Source organism: Rhizobium sp. OAE497, assembly GCF_040546565.1.
Taxonomy (GTDB): Bacteria; Pseudomonadota; Alphaproteobacteria; order Rhizobiales; family Rhizobiaceae; genus Rhizobium.
The window spans coordinates 794,828-815,508 of record NZ_JBEPOA010000001.1; the positions used below are offsets into that span (position 1 = coordinate 794,828).

Annotated in this window: 22 protein-coding genes and 1 pseudogene; 15 read left to right on the plus strand and 8 right to left on the minus strand. The window is 62.6% G+C overall.

Annotated elements, in window-relative coordinates; all coding sequences use genetic code 11:
- Positions 1–6 precede the first annotated feature (6 nt).
- Positions 7–1,209, minus strand: coding sequence for a J domain-containing protein (locus ABIE40_RS04005; RefSeq protein WP_199626307.1), 1,203 nt, complete (start codon positions 1,207–1,209; stop codon positions 7–9).
- Between the two features lie 241 nt (positions 1,210–1,450).
- Positions 1,451–1,909, minus strand: a complete 459-nt coding sequence (locus ABIE40_RS04010) for an RT0821/Lpp0805 family surface protein (protein ID WP_130278922.1) — start codon at positions 1,907–1,909, stop codon at positions 1,451–1,453.
- Between the two features lie 66 nt (positions 1,910–1,975).
- On the opposite strand from ABIE40_RS04010, the gene pdxH reads away from it, so the two are divergent.
- Positions 1,976–2,596, plus strand: coding sequence for a pyridoxamine 5'-phosphate oxidase (pdxH, locus tag ABIE40_RS04015; RefSeq protein ID WP_112712927.1), 621 nt, complete (start codon positions 1,976–1,978; stop codon positions 2,594–2,596).
- Between the two features lie 4 nt (positions 2,597–2,600).
- Here the strand turns inward: pdxH and ABIE40_RS04020 are convergent, their stop codons facing one another.
- Positions 2,601–3,647, minus strand: coding sequence for a polysaccharide deacetylase family protein (locus ABIE40_RS04020; RefSeq protein ID WP_199626313.1), 1,047 nt, complete (start codon positions 3,645–3,647; stop codon positions 2,601–2,603).
- A 220-nt stretch (positions 3,648–3,867) separates the two neighbouring features.
- Here ABIE40_RS04020 and ABIE40_RS04025 point away from each other — a divergent pair, with 220 nt between their 5' ends.
- Entirely contained in the window at positions 3,868–5,151 is a 1,284-nt protein-coding gene (locus ABIE40_RS04025) for a serine hydrolase (protein ID WP_199626315.1), read from the plus strand.
- A 23-nt stretch (positions 5,152–5,174) separates the two neighbouring features.
- Here ABIE40_RS04025 and ABIE40_RS04030 read toward each other — a convergent pair whose 3' ends face one another.
- The gene (locus ABIE40_RS04030) at positions 5,175–6,155 is read right to left on the minus strand and encodes an AraC family transcriptional regulator (protein WP_199626316.1); all 981 of its coding nucleotides are present in this window, start codon (positions 6,153–6,155) and stop codon (positions 5,175–5,177) included.
- 126 nt (positions 6,156–6,281) lie between these two features.
- Between ABIE40_RS04030 and ABIE40_RS04035 the strand changes: the two genes are divergently transcribed.
- On the plus strand, positions 6,282–7,313 hold the full coding sequence (locus tag ABIE40_RS04035; RefSeq protein WP_112712919.1) for an SDR family oxidoreductase: 1,032 nt from the start codon (positions 6,282–6,284) through the stop codon (positions 7,311–7,313).
- A gap of 103 nt (positions 7,314–7,416) precedes the next feature.
- The gene (locus tag ABIE40_RS04040) at positions 7,417–7,716 is read left to right on the plus strand and encodes a nucleoside triphosphate pyrophosphohydrolase family protein (RefSeq protein ID WP_199626318.1); all 300 of its coding nucleotides are present in this window, start codon (positions 7,417–7,419) and stop codon (positions 7,714–7,716) included.
- Positions 7,717–7,722: 6 nt separating this feature from the next.
- Here the strand turns inward: ABIE40_RS04040 and ABIE40_RS04045 are convergent, their stop codons facing one another.
- The 3 genes and pseudogenes from ABIE40_RS04045 to ABIE40_RS04055 form a co-directional block, all read right to left on the minus strand.
- The gene (locus tag ABIE40_RS04045) at positions 7,723–8,214 is read right to left on the minus strand and encodes a GNAT family N-acetyltransferase (RefSeq protein ID WP_130278917.1); all 492 of its coding nucleotides are present in this window, start codon (positions 8,212–8,214) and stop codon (positions 7,723–7,725) included.
- A 17-nt stretch (positions 8,215–8,231) separates the two neighbouring features.
- On the minus strand, positions 8,232–9,647 hold the full coding sequence (gene tldD, locus ABIE40_RS04050) for a metalloprotease TldD (RefSeq protein WP_199626324.1): 1,416 nt from the start codon (positions 9,645–9,647) through the stop codon (positions 8,232–8,234).
- Positions 9,648–9,734: 87 nt separating this feature from the next.
- Positions 9,735–10,336, minus strand: a pseudogene (locus tag ABIE40_RS04055) (invasion associated locus B family protein).
- 340 nt (positions 10,337–10,676) lie between these two features.
- Between ABIE40_RS04055 and coxB the strand changes: the two are divergent.
- From coxB to ABIE40_RS04085, 6 genes are all read left to right on the plus strand, one after another.
- Positions 10,677–11,567, plus strand: coding sequence for a cytochrome c oxidase subunit II (coxB, locus tag ABIE40_RS04060; protein WP_112712879.1), 891 nt, complete (start codon positions 10,677–10,679; stop codon positions 11,565–11,567).
- Positions 11,568–11,587: 20 nt separating this feature from the next.
- Positions 11,588–13,285, plus strand: coding sequence for a cytochrome c oxidase subunit I (gene ctaD / locus ABIE40_RS04065; RefSeq protein WP_112712877.1), 1,698 nt, complete (start codon positions 11,588–11,590; stop codon positions 13,283–13,285).
- 147 nt (positions 13,286–13,432) lie between these two features.
- Positions 13,433–14,389 (plus strand): heme o synthase, encoded by a 957-nt coding sequence (locus ABIE40_RS04070; RefSeq protein WP_112712875.1) that lies wholly within the window; start codon positions 13,433–13,435, stop codon positions 14,387–14,389.
- Positions 14,389–14,526 (plus strand): cytochrome c oxidase system small membrane protein, encoded by a 138-nt coding sequence (locus tag ABIE40_RS04075; protein WP_165402624.1) that lies wholly within the window; start codon positions 14,389–14,391, stop codon positions 14,524–14,526. Before ABIE40_RS04070 ends, ABIE40_RS04075 begins: the two co-directional genes overlap by 1 nt.
- Positions 14,527–14,530: 4 nt before the next feature.
- Positions 14,531–15,139, plus strand: a complete 609-nt coding sequence (locus ABIE40_RS04080; RefSeq protein WP_112714332.1) for a cytochrome c oxidase assembly protein — start codon at positions 14,531–14,533, stop codon at positions 15,137–15,139.
- 58 nt (positions 15,140–15,197) lie between these two features.
- Positions 15,198–16,076 (plus strand): cytochrome c oxidase subunit 3, encoded by an 879-nt coding sequence (locus ABIE40_RS04085; protein ID WP_112712873.1) that lies wholly within the window; start codon positions 15,198–15,200, stop codon positions 16,074–16,076.
- Positions 16,077–16,137: 61 nt separating this feature from the next.
- On the opposite strand, the gene ABIE40_RS04090 is transcribed toward ABIE40_RS04085, so the two are convergent.
- Positions 16,138–16,779 carry a chloramphenicol phosphotransferase CPT family protein gene (locus tag ABIE40_RS04090; protein ID WP_112712871.1) on the minus strand — a complete coding sequence of 214 codons (642 nt, stop codon included), beginning with the start codon at positions 16,777–16,779 and terminating at the stop codon, positions 16,138–16,140.
- Between the two features lie 120 nt (positions 16,780–16,899).
- Between ABIE40_RS04090 and ABIE40_RS04095 the strand changes: the two genes are divergently transcribed.
- From ABIE40_RS04095 to rnhA, 5 genes are all read left to right on the plus strand, one after another.
- Positions 16,900–17,280 (plus strand): DUF983 domain-containing protein, encoded by a 381-nt coding sequence (locus ABIE40_RS04095; RefSeq protein ID WP_199626325.1) that lies wholly within the window; start codon positions 16,900–16,902, stop codon positions 17,278–17,280.
- A complete protein-coding gene (locus ABIE40_RS04100) occupies positions 17,273–18,028 on the plus strand; it encodes an SURF1 family protein (RefSeq protein WP_199626327.1) in 756 nt (251 codons plus the stop codon). The genes ABIE40_RS04095 and ABIE40_RS04100 overlap by 8 nt, the downstream gene beginning before the upstream one ends.
- Before the next feature lie 63 nt (positions 18,029–18,091).
- Positions 18,092–19,093: a 4-hydroxy-3-methylbut-2-enyl diphosphate reductase gene (gene ispH, locus ABIE40_RS04105; protein ID WP_199626332.1), complete on the plus strand. Its 1,002-nt coding sequence runs from the start codon at positions 18,092–18,094 to the stop codon at positions 19,091–19,093.
- Positions 19,094–19,269: 176 nt separating this feature from the next.
- Positions 19,270–20,235: a homoserine kinase gene (locus ABIE40_RS04110; RefSeq protein WP_130278909.1), complete on the plus strand. Its 966-nt coding sequence runs from the start codon at positions 19,270–19,272 to the stop codon at positions 20,233–20,235.
- A complete protein-coding gene (gene rnhA, locus ABIE40_RS04115; protein WP_112712859.1) occupies positions 20,232–20,672 on the plus strand; it encodes a ribonuclease HI in 441 nt (146 codons plus the stop codon). Before ABIE40_RS04110 ends, rnhA begins: the two co-directional genes overlap by 4 nt.
- The last annotated feature ends 9 nt before the right edge of the window (positions 20,673–20,681 follow it).

The following is a 20,681-nucleotide window of genomic DNA, read 5'->3' on the forward strand; positions in this document are numbered from 1 at the left end:
AAAATTTCACAGGAAAAGACCTTCGCGCATGCTGCGCATCAAATCCGTGACCTTATCGTCGGGTTTTTCCCACAGCATGATGCGCAGTTCGACCACCAGATCGCCCCGCCCGCTGTTGACGTCGGGCAGTCCCTGACCTTCGATCCGGATGGTCTTGTCGGAACCGGACCAGGCCGGAACGGTGACCTTCAGCCGGCCGCCCGGTCCTTCGATCTCGGCCTCGGTGCCGAGCACGGCATTCTCGATCGTCACGGGCAGAACCGTGTGCAGGTCGAAGCCGTGCACGGTGAAGCGATGATCGGCCGCGATATGGATGCCGATCACGGCATCGCCGCGCTGCATGTTCGGCAGCTTCAGGCCCTGGCCCTTGAGGCGGATCTGCTGGCCCTCGGTCGTTCCCGGCGAAAGCGTAAAGCTTGCTTCCTGTCCTTCGCCGAGCGGCACGATGATGCGGCTGCCCTTCATCAGGTCGTCGATCGTCACGGTCGCCTGAGCGAACTGATCGGGCGCCTTTTCCGGGGCAGGGGCGGTGCCGGTGAACCGGCGCACCAGCGCATTCAGGATGCTGAACGGCTGGAGGATGCCGGCCGAAGCCGCAGCATTCGGGTCGATGGCGTCAGCGTCGGTCTTCGGCGCGTCCGTTTCGGTCTTGGCGGTCTCGGCCTCTGCCGGCTTGGCCTTTGCCTGGGCCTGAGCTTGTCCCTGTGCCTGCGATTGCGCCTGACCGGCATTGCCGGCGGTACCGCCCGCAGCCTTGGTCTGCGTGCCGAAAATGCGGTCGACAACCTCTTCGGCGCTCTCTGCGCCTGCCGTGTTTGATGCCTTCTGCTTGGCGGCTTCCTCGGCCGCTGCCTTCGCCGCCTTCTGGGCGTTGGCGCGGGCGAGCTCTTCCATCACCCGTTCGGCATTTTCCTGCGCTGCCTTGGCGCGGGCTGCTGCCTCGCGGGCCGCCTGGCGCTGCTGCATGATGGTCTCGCCGCCGCCCATCTTCGCCTCGGCCATGCGGGCCGCGGTGTCGAAGAGGCTGCGTTTCTTCGGGTCCTTGAGGGTCTCGTAGGCGCGGCCGATCTCGGCAAAACGTGCCGTTGCATTCGGGTCGCCCTGATTGTGATCGGGATGCACGGCCTTCGCCATATGGCGCCATGCTGCCTTGATCTCGTCTGCCCCTGCGTCCTTCTGGACGCCCAATACCTTATATGGATCGCGCATAGTAATCCGCCGGTGTCCGTGCGGCTGCCGTCCCTTCTGGCAGCCGAAGCCCAATATCAACTCTTTGCGCGCCATCCGGTTCAACCGGACCTCGCGCTTATGGGCTGGATCGTGCGGGAGAGTTGCTAATCACTTGTTATTTTCGCCGGGCGCTCGGCGGCTTTTGCGGCAAATGGTTATCGTTCTGCTAAGCATCGCAATGCCGCAGGCGCCGGTATTAAGCATATGTGTGGAAAACGGATCAGCTCTCGGGCTGGAAGCTCAGAAGCTGCCAGTTGCCGCCGCCGACGAGGCAGGTTTTGCCCATGAACTTGGCAATGCCGTCATAGGAATGGCGGGTGGTGCGGAACTGCCGGCAGACCTGGCCGGATTCATTGTTCTCGACGATCGTGTCGATGACGCCGGCGCTGCCGGTGGAGGCGTTTGCCCAGGCAAGCGGCTGCGCGCCGATCCGGCCGACATCGGCAGACGTCACGGCATTGCGCACGGTCATTTCATCGGAAAGCGTATCGGTGCTCGGCGGGTTCTGCGGCACGGTGCCGGTCGCAACGGACCGGTCGACCTTGGATTCGCTCAGGAAGTCAAAACCACCCGTCATGCAGCCGGAGAGCGACAGCGTCGCCACCCCGATCAGAATCAGAGAGCTGCTGCGTCGCAGGAGCCCCTTTGTATGGTGAGTTGACTTTGCTATGACTTCCACCCTGTGTCCTGTCCAGTCGCTACCAGCTGGGCATTCAACCTAAAACCCCGGGGCATTTGAGCTAATATGTCGGCAAATGAGTTAACAAGCGGTGACTTTACCCAACGCGGCGAACCATTCAAGCTTTTCGCGGAATGGCTGAAGGAAGCCGAGGCTTCGGAGGTCAACGACCCCAATGCCGTGGCATTGGCAACCGTCGACGAAGCTGGTCTTCCCAATGTCCGCATGGTTCTCCTGAAGGGATTCGATACAGCAGGCTTTGTCTTCTACACCAATTTTGAGAGCCAGAAAGGTCGCGAAATCTTGGGGCAGAAGAAGGCCGCCATGTGTTTCCATTGGAAGACGCTGCGCCGCCAGGTGCGTCTGCGTGGTCCGGTGGAGGTGGTAACCGACGAGGAAGCCGACGTCTATTTCCAATCGCGTGCGCGCGGCAGCCGCATCGGCGCCTGGGCATCGAAGCAGTCGCGTCCGCTGGAGAGCCGTTTCGCGCTGGAGAAGTCCGTCGCCGAGTACACGGCGCGCTATGCCATCGGCGAAATTCCGCGCCCGGCCTATTGGTCCGGCTTCCGCATCAAGCCTGTTTCGATCGAGTTCTGGAAAGATCAGAACTTCCGCCTGCACGACCGCGTCGAGTTCCGCCGCGAGACGCCGGAAGCCGATTGGGACAAGGTACGGATGTACCCGTAACCTGTTATTTTCCCATCAGTTTCAACGGAATGCCTGAAGCCAGCGCAGAGACATAGCGCGGCTTCTGGTAGAGGCCGTTGAGCGAGAGCCGCGGAAGATAGGTCGTCCCGCCCGCCATGCCGGGCCGGATCACGCCGGGCTGCGTCGTCACCGCAGCCGTAAAGCCGAGCTCGGCCGCGATTGCCGCTTCGCGCAGTGTCGCGGCTTCGCGGGTGCCATAGGGAAAGGCGATCGTCGCGGGCGTCTTGCCGGTGATCACCTTTACGTGTTCCGCCGACCGCAACATCTCTTCGCGTGCTTCGGCCTCGCTGAGCCGTGCCAGTGCGCGGTGGCTGATCGTATGGGCGCCGAGCGCTGCGAGCGGGCTCGCCTCGATGAGATTGAGCTCGGCCTCGCTCATCACCAGATCCTCGACCAGCTCGCCCGGAGCGATGTCGTAGCGCCGCGCAAGCACGTCAAGCGAGCGCACCGCCTTCTCCTCGTCGCTCATGTGGAGAAAGGCCGCAAATCTCGCGAATGCCGCGTATTGTTCGGCGGGCGTATCGGTCTCCAGAACCTCCTCGCCACGGCCGAAGTCGAAGTGCAGCCGGTCGGTGCGGCGCAGCAGCAGTGTCAGCGTTTCCCACCAGATCGTATGCGTCCGCTCGGTCAAACCCTTGGCGACGAAGATCGTGAAGGGAGCCTCGTGTTTCTCGAAGATCGGATAGGCATGCACGAGGTTGTTGCGGTAGCCGTCGTCGAGCGTGAATGCGGCAAACGGCGCTTCGCGGGCGGGGCCTGAGAGCAGGGCAGGGACATCGGCGAGCGCCACGAACTCGTAGCCGTCCTGCTTCAGTCTCGTCAGCGCAGCATCCAGGAATTCGGGTGTGATCTCGAGATGCGCATTCGGCTCGAAGTCATGCGCTTCGTAAGGGCGGACATGATGCAGGGTAAAGATCGCGCCGCGGCCACGCGCGCCGCGCATCAGCCGTGCGGCCGAAATCAGATGCGCCGCCTCGAGGCCGGCGGTGATCGCAGCTTTCTTGGCCCGTTTTTTCCACAACCCCTGCATGTCAGCTCCGTGAAAGGTGCGGATCCTACCAATTCTGGTGTTAAACCTTGTTGAAGATTGCTTTTCCGACTGAAATCTTTACGTTTCCTTCACCACGGGTGGAAAAAACTCAGAAAACCAGTGTCCGTTGCCTCAAAGTCGCGCGAATGTGCAGGCTCTGTCACAGAACGGGACATATTTTGGCAATGCCGCGCATGCGTGGCACCTAGAGGGGAAATCCATGAAGAGGTTGTTGGCTGCTTTGTTGAGCGTGACGCTCGCCGTGTCGGCGCCCGTCGCGGCTATGGCCGGCAGCGCGTCGTTCATCCTCGATGCCCGCACCGGCAAGGTTCTCGCTTCGGAAAATGCCGATACCCTGAACCACCCGGCATCGCTGACCAAGATGATGACCCTCTACCTGGCCTTCGAAGCGATCAATCGCGGCAAGCTCAGCTGGGACAGCCAGATCGTCATGTCGAAATATGCGGCAAGCCGCCCGCCGACCAAGCTTGGCGTGAGACCCGGCAGCACGATCACCGTTCGCGAAGCCGTCTACGGCATGATCGTCAAGTCGGCCAATGATGCCGCGGCTGCCATGGGCGAAAAGCTCGGCGGTTCGGAAAGCAACTTCGCCCGGATGATGACCCAGAAGGCCCGCCAGCTCGGCATGAGCCGCACCACCTTCTACAATGCGTCCGGTCTGCCCGACAGCCGCCAGGTGACGACGGCGCGCGACATGTCGACACTTGGGGTGGCGCTGATCAAGAATTTCCCGAGGGAGTACCGGATGTTCTCGGTCGCCTCCTTCAACTTCCGCGGCAAGCAGATCCGCGGCCATAACAATCTGATGTACCGCTACGAAGGCATGGACGGCATCAAGACCGGCTATACCAATGCCTCCGGCTTCAACCTCGTCAGCGCCGTGCGCGATGGCGACCGCCGCGTCGTCGGCGTCGTGCTCGGCGGCCGCACGGCGCGCGCCCGTGACGCCAAGATGGAAGCGCTGCTCAACAAATATCTCGACCGCGCCTCTGGCGGCGGCGGCCTCGTCGCCAGCATCGGCGGCAAACAGCGCCCGGTTCCGGCAGCCCCCGTTGAAGTGGCGTCGGCTGCCGATGACAGCGATCTTCCGGTTCCGGTGAATGCGCCGCGCGCCCAGGGCGATGCCGAAGCCATCCCGTTTGCGCTTGGTTATAACGAAGCCGCCGTTCCGCTCGATCGTCCGTCGCCGCTGACGAAGATGGGCAAGGCCGGCAGCCTGCAGGCTTCCGCCGGTGGCTGGCAGATCCAGATTTCGGCTGCTCCGAGCGCCGAAGCCGCCCAGGCGCTGCTTGCGCAGGCAAAGACTGAAGGCGGCGCTGCCCTGAAATCCGCTTCGCCCTTCACCCAGGCCGTCGGCTCCGGCGCCAACGCCGTCTACCGAGCCCGCTTCACCGGCTTCAACAGCAAGGACGCTGCTGAAGCCGCCTGCGACGCGCTGAAGAAGCGCTCCTACGACTGCATGACGGTTGGCGGCAACGGCTGATCAGACAGACCTGAAGGCTATTCTCAGAACGCCGTCTCGCTTGCCGGGGCGGCGTTATTCGTTTGTTCGGGCACGGTCTTGTCCAGACCTGAGACGGATGCCCTATAGGCACTCGGCGACTTGCCGTTCGCCCGCTTGAAGGCATTGCTGAAGGCGCTTTCGGACGTATAGCCGAGCGAGCGCGCCACCGTCGCCACAGCCGTCCGTTCATCGCGAAGCGAGCGTTCGGCGAGATGCATCCGCCAGGTCGCGAGATAGGTCAGCGGCGCAACGCCCGCCACGGTTCTGAAATGGAAGGCGAAGGACGTCCGCGACATCGCGCATGCCTTGGCGAGCTCCTCCAGATGCCATGAACGGGCCGGATCTCCATGCATCAGGCGCAAAGCCGGCGCGATCCGCGGCTCGGCCAGCGCCCGCAGCCAGCCGGCCGGCATCAGCCTGGCAGTGCCGAGATGCGAGCGCAGGATCTCGATGAACAGCAGCTGCGTCAGCTGCGACGAGGCGAGTTGCGATCCCGGCCGGCCGCTGGTGCGCTCCTCGATCAGCCGGTCCAGCAGCCATCGAAACGCCGCCGCGTGCGGGGAGGCCGCCCGCGTCAGGATCCACGGCGGCAGGATATCGGCCAGCAGTTTGCCGCGGATCGGATCGAGCATCACATGGCCGCCGATATAGCCGAAGTCGCCGCCATCGCCGACGACGGCCACAGCGTTGCGCCCGACATTGGAAAACAGGCTCATCGCATCGACGGGCTCGAGGCCGGGGTCGCTGGAAAGAACGGCGACGCGCGGCTTTGCCAGCAGGCCGACATCGCCGGTCTCGAACAGAAGCGGCTCCCGCGCGCCTTCGAGATGAACCCAGCAACTGCCCTTCACCACCGCGAAGAACTTGATCTTCTCCCGCGCCGGAAAGCGGATCGACCACGGGCCGCCCGCTGTGAAGCCGCCGGTGACGACGGCTTCGGCCTTGCTGAGAGTGAGAACGTCTGAAAAGGGATCGACAGCCATTCTCGTACTGTCGCGCAAGTAACGCGCACTTTCAAGCATTCACAGTGCAAGATGCCCGACCTACTTTCACGTCATGTCAATCAGCGGCGGCGATGTCGGCTGCCGTGAAACTCCTTGAGGTATGATATGAAAGACGAAATCGTTCTCGTAACCGGCGGCACCGGCTTCATTGCGCAATACTGCATGCTGGCGCTGCTGAATGCCGGATACCGCGTGCGCACCACCGTCCGCTCGCTGGAGCGGGAAGGGGAGGTGCGCGAGCATCTGAGAACCGGCGGCGTCGAGGCCGGCGACCGGCTGTCCTTCGTCGTTGCCAATCTGACTGACGATGCCGGCTGGGCGGAAGCTGCTGCCGGCTGCACCTATGTCATGCACGGCGCCTCGCCGACGCCTTCGGGCGACCAGACCCGCGAGGAAGACTGGATCGGCCCGGCGGTTGACGGCAATCTCCGCGTCCTGCGCGCCGCTCGCGACGCCGGCGTCAAGCGTGTCGTGCTGACCTCGGCCTTCGGCGCGATCGGCGTCGGCCACAAGCCCGGCCACCGCCGCCCGTTCGACGAGACCGACTGGAGCGACCTGACCGGCGACGTCGCCCCCTATCAGAAATCCAAGACCCTCTCGGAGCGTGCCTCCTGGGATTTCATCGCCCGCGATGGCAACGGGCTGGAGCTTGCATCGGTCAATCCGGTCGCCGTCTATGGACCGGCGCTGGGAGCTGACTTTTCCCACTCGATCCGCCTGATCTCCAACATGCTGGAAGGGCAGCCGGGCTGCCTGAACGTCAATTCCTGCTGCGTCGACGTTCGCGATGTCGCCGATCTCCATCTGCGCGCCATGATCGATCCAGCGGCGAAGGGCGAACGCTTCCTTGCGACCTCCGGCAAGAGCATGTGGATGATCGAAGTTGCCGAACTGCTGCGTGAACGCTTCGGCAAGGCTGCAGAAAAGGTCTCGACGCAGGTCTGGCCGGACGAACAGGTCCGCATCGCCGGTGAAACGAACGAACAGCTGAAGGGCGTCGTGCCGCTGCTGAACTACGACATGAGCGCTTCAGGCGAGAAGGCCGAGCGCCTGCTTGGCTGGGCACCGCGGCCGAAGGAGGAAGCGATCGTCGCCTCCGCCGAAAGCCTGATCCGCCTCGGCCTGCTCCGCAACTGAGCAGCAGCCCTGGCACAGACAGCGGCCGTCCCCGGCCGCTGTCTGCTCTGGACATAAGCGAGGAATCACGGTTCTCCTGCATGCGTACGAAAGGAGAACGAATATGCTTGAAGACCTCGCCGACAAGTTCGAACGCGCCTCAAAAATCTACGCAGAAGCCAACGGCATGGAGCGCGATCCCGACTGGTTTCTGCTGAAGCTGCAGGAAGAAATGGGTGAACTCACCCAGGCCTGGAACCGCCTGACCGGCAGGGGCCGCGCCAAGGGCCGCAGCGCCGACGACATGAGCCGCGACCTCGCCGACGAAACCGCCGACCTCCTCGGCCACATCCTCCTCTTCGCCCACAACAACCGCCTCGATCTCGAAGCCGCGATCGAGCGCAAGTGGCTGTTCAGGCCTTAATCAAGATCAGCCGACCTTCCGCCGGTAGAACTTGCTGTCCACCGCCATCAGCGGGAAAGACCTCGGTAGGTCGTCGCGCTTGATTTCGCTGAAGCCGTTCTTTTCGTAGAAGCGGTGGGCGGCGAGGAATTTGTCGGTTGTGCCGAGGAAGATGTCGGTGATCCCCTCGGCTTCGGCATGGGCGAACAGCGCGTCGAGCAGGCGGGCGGCGACGTTGTGCTCGCGGCCGCGCACATGGGCCGCCACGAACATCTTGCGCAGTGCCGTCTGGTTGTTGCCGATGTCCTTCAGGCCGAGCGTGCCGACGATCGTGCCGTCGAGATCGGCCACCCAGAACTGGCCCTTGCGGGCCTGGTAAAAATCCGGAATGACGGCGAGATCGGGCTGGTCGTCGGCGGTGATGGCGATGCCGAATTCATCGCGCTGGATCGGCAGAATGACGGAGAAGACGCCGTCGATATCGGCGATGTCAAAGGGCCTGATCTCAATGTCGCTCATCGCCGCCTCCTGCCGCGTCAGGCTTGTGTACCGCCGACTGTTACCTGGTCCATGCGCAGATGCGGCTGGCCGACGCCGACGGGCACCCACTGGCCGCCCTTGCCGCAATTGCCGATGCCGGTATCGAGCTTCATGTCGTTGCCGATCATCGAGACGCGCTTCATCGCATCCGGACCGTTGCCGATCAGCATGGCGCCCTTGATCGGCGCGCCGATCTTGCCGTTCTCGATCAGATAGGCCTCGGTGCAGCCGAACACGAACTTGCCCGACGTGATGTCCACCTGGCCGCCGCCGAAGGAGACGGCATAGACGCCCTTCTTGACGGACGCGATGATTTCCTCGGGCGTCTTGTCGCCGCCGAGCATGTAGGTGTTGGTCATGCGCGGCATCGGCACATGCGAGTAGCCCTGGCGGCGCCCGTTGCCGGTCGGCGCCATGCCCATCAGCCGTGCATTCTGCCGGTCCTGCATGTAGCCGACCAGTTTGCCGTTTTCGATCAAGACGTTATAGGCCGAAGGCGTGCCTTCGTCGTCGATGGTGATCGAGCCGCGGCGGCTGTCGATCGTGCCGTCGTCGACGACGGTGACGCCCGGTGCGGCAACCATCTGGCCGAGCAGGCCGGCAAAGGCCGAGGTCTTTTTCCTGTTGAAATCGCCTTCCAGGCCATGGCCGACGGCCTCGTGCAGCATGACGCCCGGCCAGCCGGAGCCGAGCACGACATCCATCGTGCCTGCCGGCGCCTCGATCGCTTCGAGATTGACGAGCGCCTGGCGCAGCGCCTCGTCGGCGCCGGTCTGCCAGCTGCTCTCGGTGATGAAGTCGCCGAAGCCGATGCGGCCGCCCTGGCCGAAGGAGCCGCTCTCCTGCCGGTCGCCTTCGCCGACGACGACGGAGATGTTGATGCGCGTCATCGGCCGGATGTCGCGGACGCGGTGTCCGTCGGCGCGCAGGATATCGACCACCTGCCAGCTTGCGGCGACCGAGGCCGTTACCTGGCGCACCTTGTCGTCCTTGTTGCGCAGATAGGCGTCGATATCGGTGAGGATCTTCACCTTCTCTTCGAAGGTCGGCGTGCCGATCGGGTTCTCGTCGGTATAGAGCTTCTTGTTGGTGCCCTGGGGCGCCGCCGCATAGCTGCCGGAATAGCCGCGGGTCACGGCGCCGACGGCATCAGCGGCGCGCTTTAGCGCCGAAACCGAAAGGTCGCCGGCATGGGCGTAGCCGACGGCTTCGCCGGCAACGGCGCGCAGGCCAAAACCTTGCTCGGTATTGAAGCTGCCGCCCTTCAGGCGGCCATTGTCGAACATCAGCGATTCCGCCTGCGCATGCTCGATATAGAGCTCGCCGTCGTCGGAGCCGGAAAGCGCCTCGGCCACGAGCTTGCGCATCGTTGCTTCGTCGGCATCGAAGAGCGTCAGGAGATCGGTATTCATGATGGTATGCTCCGCTTCAAAGCAGGAATGCTTTAAAGCCGATGTAGGACCGCAGGGCAGTTCGAGCAAGCCCCTATCGGGCCGACATCAGGGAAGCGCGTCGTAGCCTTCGGCAAAGCCCTTCAGATCGACGGGAATGCCGATGCCTTCTTCCGGCGTCTGGAAGACGATGAAGGTGGCGCTGGTGCCGCTGCGGAAGGTCTTCAGGAGTTCGTCCTCGAGCACGACTTCGGCATAGCAGCCGTCGGCAAAGCAGCGGACGAAATAGGCGCGGCCGATATCCTTGCCGTCGACATTGAGGCCGAGGCCGTTCGGCAGCAGCACGCCGAGCGGGGCGAGCACGCGCAGGATCTTCGACTTGCGGTCGGCGGTCTTCAGAACGACGACCGAGAGGCCGACTTCAGGGCGGTCCTCGGCGATGACATTCTGCATCAGCGCGCATTGCTCGGCCGAAGCGCCGGCCGGCTTGTCGCAGACGACGGACCATGCGCCATGGTTCGACTTCACCGTGCCCGGCGCTTGCGCGGCTGGCTCTGGCCGGGCGCTGCCTGCTGGGCCGGTGCCGGCTGCGAGGGAGCGGGCTGGGCCGGGGCAGGGGCTGCCGGCTGCTGGGCGAAAACGGGGGCTGCCGCTGCTGCTGCAAGAGTGGTGGTCAGAACAAACGACCGCACAAGGGAACGGAAACCCATGAAAACCTCTGGAATTCGAATCGGTGACGGTATTGTTGAAGGCCGTGACCGGAAATGAAAAGACCTGCCCCGTGAAAACCGGGGGACTACGGCAGAAATAGGACCTTTCCGCAATAATGTTGGAGCTTTGGATTGGCCCGCGTAAGCCTTTTCCGTATGATGGTGCAAATATTCGGTAATGTTTTGTGCCTGCTTGTGAATCGGCTTCTGGCAAAAATGCCGCATAGACAATCGCTCTGGCCTGTTGCGGTCAGTTGCAAACTGTGGTTTGAAGCGCTGAAGATGGCAAGGATTCTGCGTTCGATTTAAGGCAGGTCAAGCGCTCGAGGGAGATACTAAGGTGATTAAGAAGGCTTATGCAGCTCTGACCGCGCTGGTCTGTCTGCTTTTTGCTTCCGGCACATATGCCGATCAGCCGATGCCGTGGCAGGCAACGCTGCAGCCGGCGGCAACGCCGATTATGCGGGAAATCCGCTGGTTCGAACAATATACGCTGTGGTTCATCGTACCGATCACGCTCTTCGTTCTGGTCCTGCTCATCGTCGTCTGCTGGAAGTTCCGTGCGAGCGCCAATCCGGTGCCGTCGAAGACGAGCCATAACACCGTCATCGAAGTTATCTGGACCGTGGGGCCGGTCCTGGTTCTTCTCTTCCTCGCCGTTCCGTCGTTCAACCTGCTCACCGCGCAGCTGACGCTTCCCGAAAATCCGGATGTGACGCTGAAGGCGACCGCCACCCAGTGGCAGTGGAACTACGAATATGAAGGCACCGGCGACAATCCGCTGGCCTTCGATTCCTACCTCCTGAAGGATCCGGATCGTGCCGCTGCCGGCAAGACGGATCTCGCGACCTATCCGCGCCTGCTGGCCGTCGACAACGAAATCATCCTGCCCGTCAACAAGGTCGTTCGCGTTCTCGTGACCGCCGCCCCGACGGACGTGATCCACGCCTTCGCAATGCCGTCCTTCGGCGTCAAGATCGACGCCGTTCCGGGCCGCCTCAATGAAACCTGGTTCAAGACCGAGCGCGAAGGTCTGTTCTACGGCCAGTGTTCCGAGCTCTGCGGCAAGGACCATGCGTTCATGCCGATCGCGATCCGCGTCGTTTCCGAAGACAAGTACAAGCAGTGGCTCACGGCTGCCGCTTCCGATCTTCCCGGGGCCTACAAGGCTCTCATGGCTGCCACCGATGGTCCTGCAAAGACCGTCGATGTCGCCGAAAACGCTCAGTAATCTAGAAGGGACTCGGAAAAATGGCTGGTTCCGCCCACGATCATTCTCATGATCATCATGGCCATGACGCACATGCGCATGACGACCATCACGATCACTCGCACAAGCCGAGCTTCGTCAATCGCTGGTTCTTTTCGACGAACCACAAGGACATCGGCACGCTCTACCTGATCTTCGCGATCTTCGCCGGCATCATCGGCGGCGCGCTCTCCGTTGCCATGCGCATGGAGCTTCAGGAGCCTGGCATCCAGATCTTCCACGGTCTGGCCTCGATGGTTTACGGCTTCGAAGGCGACGCCGCGATCGACGGCGCCAAGCACATGTTCAACGTCTTCACCACCGCTCACGCCCTCATCATGATCTTCTTCATGGTCATGCCGGCGATGATCGGCGGCTTCGCCAACTGGATGGTTCCGATCATGATCGGTGCCCCGGATATGGCGTTCCCGCGTCTGAACAACATCTCCTTCTGGCTGATCGTTCCGGCCTTCCTGCTGCTCGTGCTGTCGATGTTCGTCGAAGGCCCGGCCGGTGCTTACGGCGCTGGCGGTGGCTGGACGATGTATCCGCCGCTCGCAACCGCGGGCCAGCCGGGTCCGGCCGTCGACCTCGCGATCTTCTCGCTGCACGTCGCCGGTGCCTCGTCGATCCTCGGCGCGATCAACTTCATCACCACGATCCTGAACATGCGCGCACCGGGCATGACGCTGCACAAGATGCCGCTCTTCGCCTGGGCTGTTCTGATCACGGCCTTCCTGCTACTGCTCTCGCTGCCGGTTCTGGCTGGCGCCATCACCATGGTGCTGACCGACCGCAACTTCGGCACGACCTTCTTCGCGCCGGAAGGCGGCGGTGACCCGATCCTCTACCAGCACCTGTTCTGGTTCTTCGGTCACCCGGAAGTGTACATCCTGATCCTGCCGGGCTTCGGCATCGTCAGCCACATCATCTCGACCTTCTCGCGCAAGCCGATCTTCGGTTACCTCGGCATGGCCTACGCCATGGTAGCCATCGGTGCCGTCGGCTTCGTCGTCTGGGCCCACCACATGTACACGGTCGGCCTGTCGCTCGACGCACAGCGCTACTTCGTCTTCGCGACGATGGTCATCGCCGTTCCGACGGGCGTGAAGATCTTCTCCTGGATCGCAACGATGTGGGGCGGCTCGATCGAGTTCCGCACGCCGATGGTCTGGGCGATCGGCTTCATCTTCCTGTTCACGGTTGGTGGCGTCACCGGCGTTCAGCTGGCAAATGCCGGTCTCGACCGCTCGCTGCATGACACCTACTACGTCGTGGCTCACTTCCACTACGTTCTGTCGCTCGGCGCCGTCTTCGCCATCTTCGCTGCCTGGTACTACTGGTTCCCGAAGATGAGCGGCTACATGTACAACGAGTTCCTCGGCAAGCTGCACTTCTGGGTCATGTTCATCGGCGTCAACCTGGTGTTCTTCCCGCAGCACTTCCTCGGTCTCGCAGGCATGCCGCGCCGTTACATCGACTATCCGGATGCATTTGCCGGCTGGAACTACGTTTCCTCGATCGGCTCCTACATCTCGGCATTCGCCGTGCTGATCTTCCTCTACGGTGTCTTCGAAGCCTTCGCCAAGAAGCGCCTCGCTGGCGACAATCCGTGGGGTGAGGGTGCAACCACCCTGGAATGGCAGCTGCCTTCGCCGCCGCCGTACCACCAGTGGGAACAGCTCCCGCGCATCAAGTAAGATGCTCCAAATTCCGGGCGCCGCATTCCGATGCGGCGTCCGGCCTTAACGCATGACGCGGTAGGGCATGCGGAAAAAACAAGAGGCCAGAGCGCATCCAGCCGATCTGAAGGATCGCAGCGCGCTTGAGCCGAGCAGGACGGAATAATGACGGTCATCGACAATCACGAGGCACTTGCAGAGGAAGGCGAACTCCGCCTTTCGGAAGCGGGCGCGCGCGATTATTTCGAGCTTCTGAAGCCGCGGGTCATGTCGCTCGTGGTCTTCACGGCTTTTGCCGGCCTGGTGCTGGCGCCGGGTCAAATCAATCCCGTTCTCGGCCTGATCTCGATCCTCTGCATTGCTGTCGGCGCTGGCGCGTCGGGTGCGCTCAACATGTGGTATGACGCCGATATCGACGCTGTCATGACCCGCACGGCGCAGCGCCCGATCCCCGCGGGCCGCATTCAGCCCAAGGAAGCGCTGGCCTTCGGCCTGGTGCTCTCGGGCTTCTCGGTGACGATCCTCGGCCTCGCCGTCAACTGGCTGTCGGCCGGCATCCTTGCCTTCACGATTTTCTTCTACGCGATCGTCTATACGATGTGGCTGAAGCGCTCGACGCCGCAGAACATCGTCATTGGCGGCGCTGCCGGTGCCTTCCCGCCGATGATCGGCTGGGCCTGCGTGACCAACTCGGTCACCATCGAAAGCACCGTACTGTTCCTCATCATCTTCCTCTGGACGCCCGCACATTTCTGGGCTCTCGCGCTCTTCAAGATGCGCGATTACGAAGCCGTCGGCGTCCCGATGCTCCCGAACGTCTCGGGTGAGCGCACCACCAAGCACCAGATCGTCGCCTATGCGGTGCTCACCGCCATCTGCGGCGTCATCCCGTCGCTGCTCGGCTTTGCGAGCTTCGGCTACGGTCTTGTCGCGACGCTGCTCGGCACCGTCTTCATAAGCTGTTCCATCGCCGTCTGGCGCATGCCGGATGGCGATGAAAAGATGATCCCGGCCAAGAAGCTCTTCGCTTTCTCGATCTTCTATCTCTTCGCGATCTTCTCCGCGCTGATGTTCGACCGGCTGGCATCGATCCTGGTCTTCCATGCAGGAGGTATCATCTGATGGAAACCGTGAAGCTGACCGAAGCGCAGCGCAAGTCGCGCCGCAACCGCAACGTGGCGCTCGGCCTCGTTCTCGCCGGCCTCTGCGTTCTGTTCTACCTGATCACCATCGTGAAATTCCTGGGACATGGAGGCTGAGCCGATGAGCGACACCGCCAACGCACCGAAGAAGCCGGGCCGCAACAACGGCGCTGTCGTCTTCATGTGCCTGAGCTTCGTCGTCGGCATGGGCGCGATGAGCTACGCGGCCGTTCCGCTCTATCGCATGTTCTGCCAGATCACCGGCTACAACGGCACGACGCAGCGCGTCGAGCAGGCGTCGACCGAGATCCTCGACCGCAAGATGCGCGTCACCTTCGACGCCAACGTCGCTCCGGGTCTCTTCTGGGAGTTCAAGCCGGTCCAGCGCGAAGTCAATCCGCGCATCGGCGAGACGATCCAGGTGAATTTCATCGCCGAGAATCGCTCGAACGAAACCCAGCGCGGCCAGGCCGTGTTCAACGTCACGCCGGGCGAAGCCGGGGCCTATTTCAACAAGGTCCAGTGCTTCTGCTTCAACGAGACCGACCTGAAGCCGGGCGAAAAGCTTGAAATGCCGGTGGTGTTCTACATCGATCCGGAAATTACCAAGGCCGTGGAGTCGAAGGACATTCACACGGTCACGCTATCCTATACGTTCTACCCGAAAGAGGGACCGAAGCCGCTGGCTTCGAATGAGGGTGGAGCGGAGAAGGTTGAAAAGAAACTTTGATTGAGGTTCGTTTCCGGCTATGCCGGGGGCGAGCGAGGAAGAGATCCGGGGATTAGAGATGGCCGACGCGCATCAAAAGAATCACGACTACCATATTATCGATCCGAGCCCGTGGCCGCTGCTCGCCTCGATCGGCGCCTTCATCATCACCTTCGGTGGCGTCGGCTACATGCGCTATCTGAACGGCGGCTCGCTGCACCTCTTCGGTGTCGAGTGGGCTCATCCGTGGCTGTTCTTCATCGGCCTCGCGCTGATCCTCTACGTCATGTACGGCTGGTGGGCCGATACCGTGAAGGAAGCCCATGAGGGTGCCCACACGCGCGTCGTCTCGCTGCACCTGCGCTACGGCATGATCATGTTCATCGCTTCGGAAGTGATGTTCTTCGTTGCCTGGTTCTGGGCCTATTTCGACGCCAGCCTCTATCCGCACGAAGCGATCCAGGCCTCGCGTCTTGCCTTCACCGGTGGTCAGTGGCCGCCGAAGGGCATCGAAGTCCTCGATCCCTGGCACCTGCCGATCTACAACACCGTCATCCTGCTCCTCTCGGGCACGACGGTTACCTGGGCACACCATGCTCTGCTGCACAACGACCGCAAGGGCCTCATCCAGGGCCTGACGCTGACCGTGCTGCTCGGCATCCTGTTCTCCTTCGTCCAGGCCTACGAATACGCCCACGCTCCGTTCGCCTTCAAGGCATCGATCTACGGCGCGACCTTCTTCATGGCGACCGGCTTCCACGGCTTCCACGTTCTGATCGGCACGATCTTCCTGCTGGTCTGCCTGGTGCGCGCGATCCGCGGCGACTTCACGCCGAAGCAGCATTTCGGCTTCGAAGCGGCTGCCTGGTACTGGCACTTCGTCGACGTCGTCTGGCTGTTCCTGTTCTTCTCCATCTACATCTGGGGTGGATGGGGTGCACCGGTCGCCCACGGCTGATCCGGTTCATACGGACAATAGAAAAGGCGGGTGCCATCGGCGCCCGCCTTTTTCTTTGTCCTCACCGCGCCCCGGCGATCCGCTCGAAGGCGGAAGGGTCGGGTATGCCGATATCGAGTTGCTGGCGGATCGCCTCGGCACATTCGTAGGGCGTCAGGAGCGAGGTATCGACTTCGAGATCGTAGATGCCGGGCTTGTGGACCTCGTCCTGCCAGCGCCTGACAGCATCCGGCACGGCGATCTCGGCGCTTGCCCTGGCATAGAGTTCCTCGCGGCCCGGCTCGTCGATCTCGCGACGCTTCATGATCACCTCCAGCGGGCAGCGCACGCCGACGAACAGCACCGGGAAACCATCGAGCCGGCGGGCGCAATCGGCCAAAATCCCGAGCGGCTGCGAATAGGCGTCGTGATGGCCGAGATCGGCCACGACATTGATCCCGAGCCCGGCATGGATGGCGATCGATTCGTAGAGCGCGGCATAGAAGAACGGCACGAACTCCTCAAGATCCGGCCGCTCGCCGCCCGGCCGCAGCCCGATGCCCGGCAGATACTGCGACGGCGTCATCGCATTGTAGTTGTCGACGCCGAAATTGAGCCACGGCCCGTCGAATTGCTGCTGGATGGCGCGCGCGATCGTCGTCTTGCCGCTGCGCGGCGCCCCGTTGAGAATGACGATCTGGGCTGCGGTGCTGTCGGTGCTCATGTCTCTTCTTTTCTGATTGGCCCGAATCGCTGAGGCGAAATCGCGCAGGTATTTCCCTTCGTCCTGCGGATACTTTATGGGAGAGTTAAGGCGGCTTTAGGTGACGCCACGGGAATCCACATGCAAGAAGACACCGCTCTCTTTCCTCCGGTCGATCCGTTCAAGACAGGCCTCAAGGGCTGCTGCCCGCGCTGCGGCAACGGCAAGCTGTTCGACGGTCTGCTGTCGCTGAAGCCGCGTTGCGCCGCCTGCGGCCTGGATTATGCCTTTGCCGATTCGGGCGATGGTCCTGCCGTCTTCGTCATCCTGCTTGTCGGCTTCGTCGTCATTGGCTGCGTGCTGTGGCTCGAGGTCAATTACGCGCCGCCGATCTGGCTGCACATTCTGCTCTTCGGCCCGCTGACGATCGTCCTGTCGCTGCTGACGCTGCGCTGGTGCAAAGGCATCCTGATCGCCATGCAATACCGCCACAATGCCCGTGAAGGACGCCTGAGTGACTGACATGAACATCCCGGCCGCGCGCCGCAAGCTGCCGGTCTTCACCGGTATCGCGGTGCTGATCGCGCTCGCCATTCTCATTTCCCTCGGCACCTGGCAGGTCGAGCGCCTCTATTGGAAGGAAGGCCTGCTCGCCGATATCGCCGCGCGCCGCAATGCCGCTCCGGTGCAGCTTGCCGATATCGAGCAGATGCTCGCTTCCGGCACCGATATCGAATACCGCCCTGTCACCGTCACCGGCCGCTACGTCAACAACAAGGAGCGCCACTTCCTCGCCACCTGGCGCGGCGAGGCGGGCTTCTACGTCTACACGCCGCTCGAGCTTGCCGACGGCCGCTACCTCTTCGTCAATCGCGGCTTCGTTCCCTATGAGAACAAGGAGCCGGAAATGCGCATGCAGGGCCAGCTGACCGGCCAGCAGAGCGTCACCGGCCTCGCCCGCAACCGTCTCCCCGGCAAGCCCTCCTGGGTGGTGCCTGACAACGATATCGCCAAGAACATCTTCTACTGGAAGGATATCGACGCGATGGCATCGAGCGACGGCTTCGATGCCTCGAAGGTCGTGCCCTTCTTCATCGATGCGGATTCGACCCCGAACCCGAAGGGCTTCCCGATCGGCGGCGTCACCGAGATCGACCTGCCCAACAACCACCTGGAATACGCCTTCACCTGGTACGGATTGGCCGCCGTTCTGGTCGGCATCGTCGGCGTCTCCTGGTTCCGCGGCCGCCGCGGCGCTCCGGCGCAATAGTATTGCTTCAATTCGTCCCCATATTGGGCTAGACACCCGGGACGACGGACATCGGACTTGAACATGAATATCGCAGCGAAACCTCCTCTGACGATCAGGCTTTGCGGGCCGCGCGGCTTCTGTGCCGGCGTCGACCGCGCCATTCAGATCGTCGTTCTGGCGCTGAAATCCTATGGCGCCCCGGTCTATGTCCGCCACGAGATCGTCCATAACCGCTATGTCGTCGAGGGTCTGGAAGCCAAGGGCGCCGTCTTCGTTGAGGAGCTCAACGAGATCCCGGAAGAGCACCGCGCCCAGCCGGTCGTCTTCTCGGCGCATGGCGTGCCGAAGTCGGTTCCCGAGGATGCCAACAGCCGCAACCTCTTCTATCTCGACGCCACATGCCCGCTGGTCTCCAAGGTCCACAAGCAGGCGATGCGCCACAACCGCCTCGGCCGCCATGTCGTGCTGATCGGCCATGCCGGCCACCCCGAAGTCATCGGCACGATGGGCCAGCTGCCCGAAGGCTCGGTCTCGCTGATCGAGACCGTCGAGGACGCCGATACCTACCAGCCGGTCGACCCAGACAATCTCGGCTACGTGACGCAGACGACGCTCTCGGTCGACGATACCGCCGGCGTCATCGCCCGCCTCGAACAGCGCTTCCCGAACCTGACGGCGCCGGCCGCAGACAGCATCTGCTATGCCACGACCAACCGCCAGGAAGTCGTCAAGCAGGCCGCACCCGGCTGCGATCTCTTCATCATCGTCGGCGCCCCGAACTCGTCCAATTCCAAGCGCCTCGTCGAAGTGGCGCTGAGGGCAGGGGCGACGAAGTCGATCCTGGTGCAGCGCGCCTCCGAACTGAACTGGGACGAAATCGGCCAGATCTCGACGCTTGGCCTCTCCGCCGGCGCGTCGGCCCCCGAGGTCATCGTCAACGAGATCATCGAAGCCTTTCGCGCCCGTTTCGCTGCCCAGGTCGAGCTTGCCGAGACGGTGCAGGAAAACGAACACTTCCTCGTCAACCGCGAGCTCCGCAATATCGAGCTGACCGCGGCGGATATGGCTTTCGTGAACGGCTAGAGCGGCGTTGCGGGGGCACTTGCCTCTGTTCTGCCGTTCGCTCCAAGATGATTTGTTTGGGGAAAGCTCCACCGCAGGCCGATCTCCCCCCTTGTCGGGGAGATATCAGGCAGGGCAGAGGGGTATCCCGCGCCCTGAAGGCTTCCACTCTATCGAACCGACCGTGAGACCGCACCTTGGCCGTTTACACCGATATCTCCGAAGACGATCTGAAGTGGTTCCTGACGGAATATGAGACCGGCGAGCTGCTCTCCTACAAGGGCATTGCCGAGGGCGTCGAGAACTCGAATTTCCTGCTGCACACCTCGAAGGACCCGCTGATCCTGACGCTCTATGAAAAGCGCGTCGAGAAATCCGATCTGCCGTTCTTCCTCGGCCTGATGCATCATCTGGCCGCCCGCGGCCTGTCCTGCCCACTGCCGCTGCCGCGCAGGGATGGCGCTCTGCTCGGGCGCCTGTCCGATCGTCCGGCGGCGCTGATCTCCTTCCTCGAAGGCATGTGGCTGCGCAAGCCCGAGGCAAAGCACTGCCGTGAGGTCGGCAAGGCGCTGGCGCAGATGCATATCGCCGGTGAAGGCTTCGAGCTGAAGCGTCCCAATGCGCTGTCCATCGATGGCTGGAAGACGCTTTGGGAAAAGTCCGAAGCCCGCGCCGACGAGGTCGAGAAGGGCATGTCGGACGAGGTTCGCGCCGAAATGGACTTCCTCTCGGCCCATTGGCCGAAGGATCTGCCTTCAGGCGTCATTCATGCCGATCTCTTCCCTGACAACGTCTTCTTCCTCGGCGATACGCTCTCCGGCCTGATCGACTTCTACTTCGCCTGCAACGACCTGCTCGCCTACGACGTCTCGATCTGCCTGAACGCCTGGTGCTTCGAAAAGGACGGCGCCTATAACATCACCAAGGGCACGGCCTTCCTCGACGCCTACCAGAGTGTGCGCCCGCTGAGCGAAGCCGAACGCACGGCTCTTCCGATCCTGGCGCGCGGCTCGGCGCTGCGCTTCTTCCTGACCCGCCTCTACGACTGGCTGACGACGCCTGAGGGCGCCATGGTCACCAAGAAGGACCCGCTCGAATATCTGCGCAAGCTGCGCTTCCACCGACAGATCAAGTCGGCGGCCGAATACGGGCTTTCGGCATGAAGCACGTCGAGATTTTCACCGATGGTGCCTGCTCCGGCAATCCCGGCCCTGGTGGCTGGGGGGCGATCCTGCGCTACGGCGAGGTCGAGAAGGAACTGTCGGGCGGCGAAGCCGAGACCACCAACAACCGCATGGAGCTGCTGGCGGCAATCTCCGCTCTCTCGGCGCTGAACACGCCCTGCGAGGTCGATCTCCACACCGACAGCAAATATGTCATGGACGGCATCTCCAAGTGGATCTTCGGCTGGAAGAAGAACGGCTGGAAGACCGCCGACAAGAAGCCGGTGAAGAACGGCGAGCTCTGGCAGGCACTCGACGCTGCCAATCAACGCCATAAGGTCAAGTGGCACTGGGTCAAGGGCCATGCCGGCCATCCGGAAAACGAACGTGCCGACGAGCTGGCGCGCATGGGCATGGCACCCTACAAGAAGAAGTAGGCAGGCAAA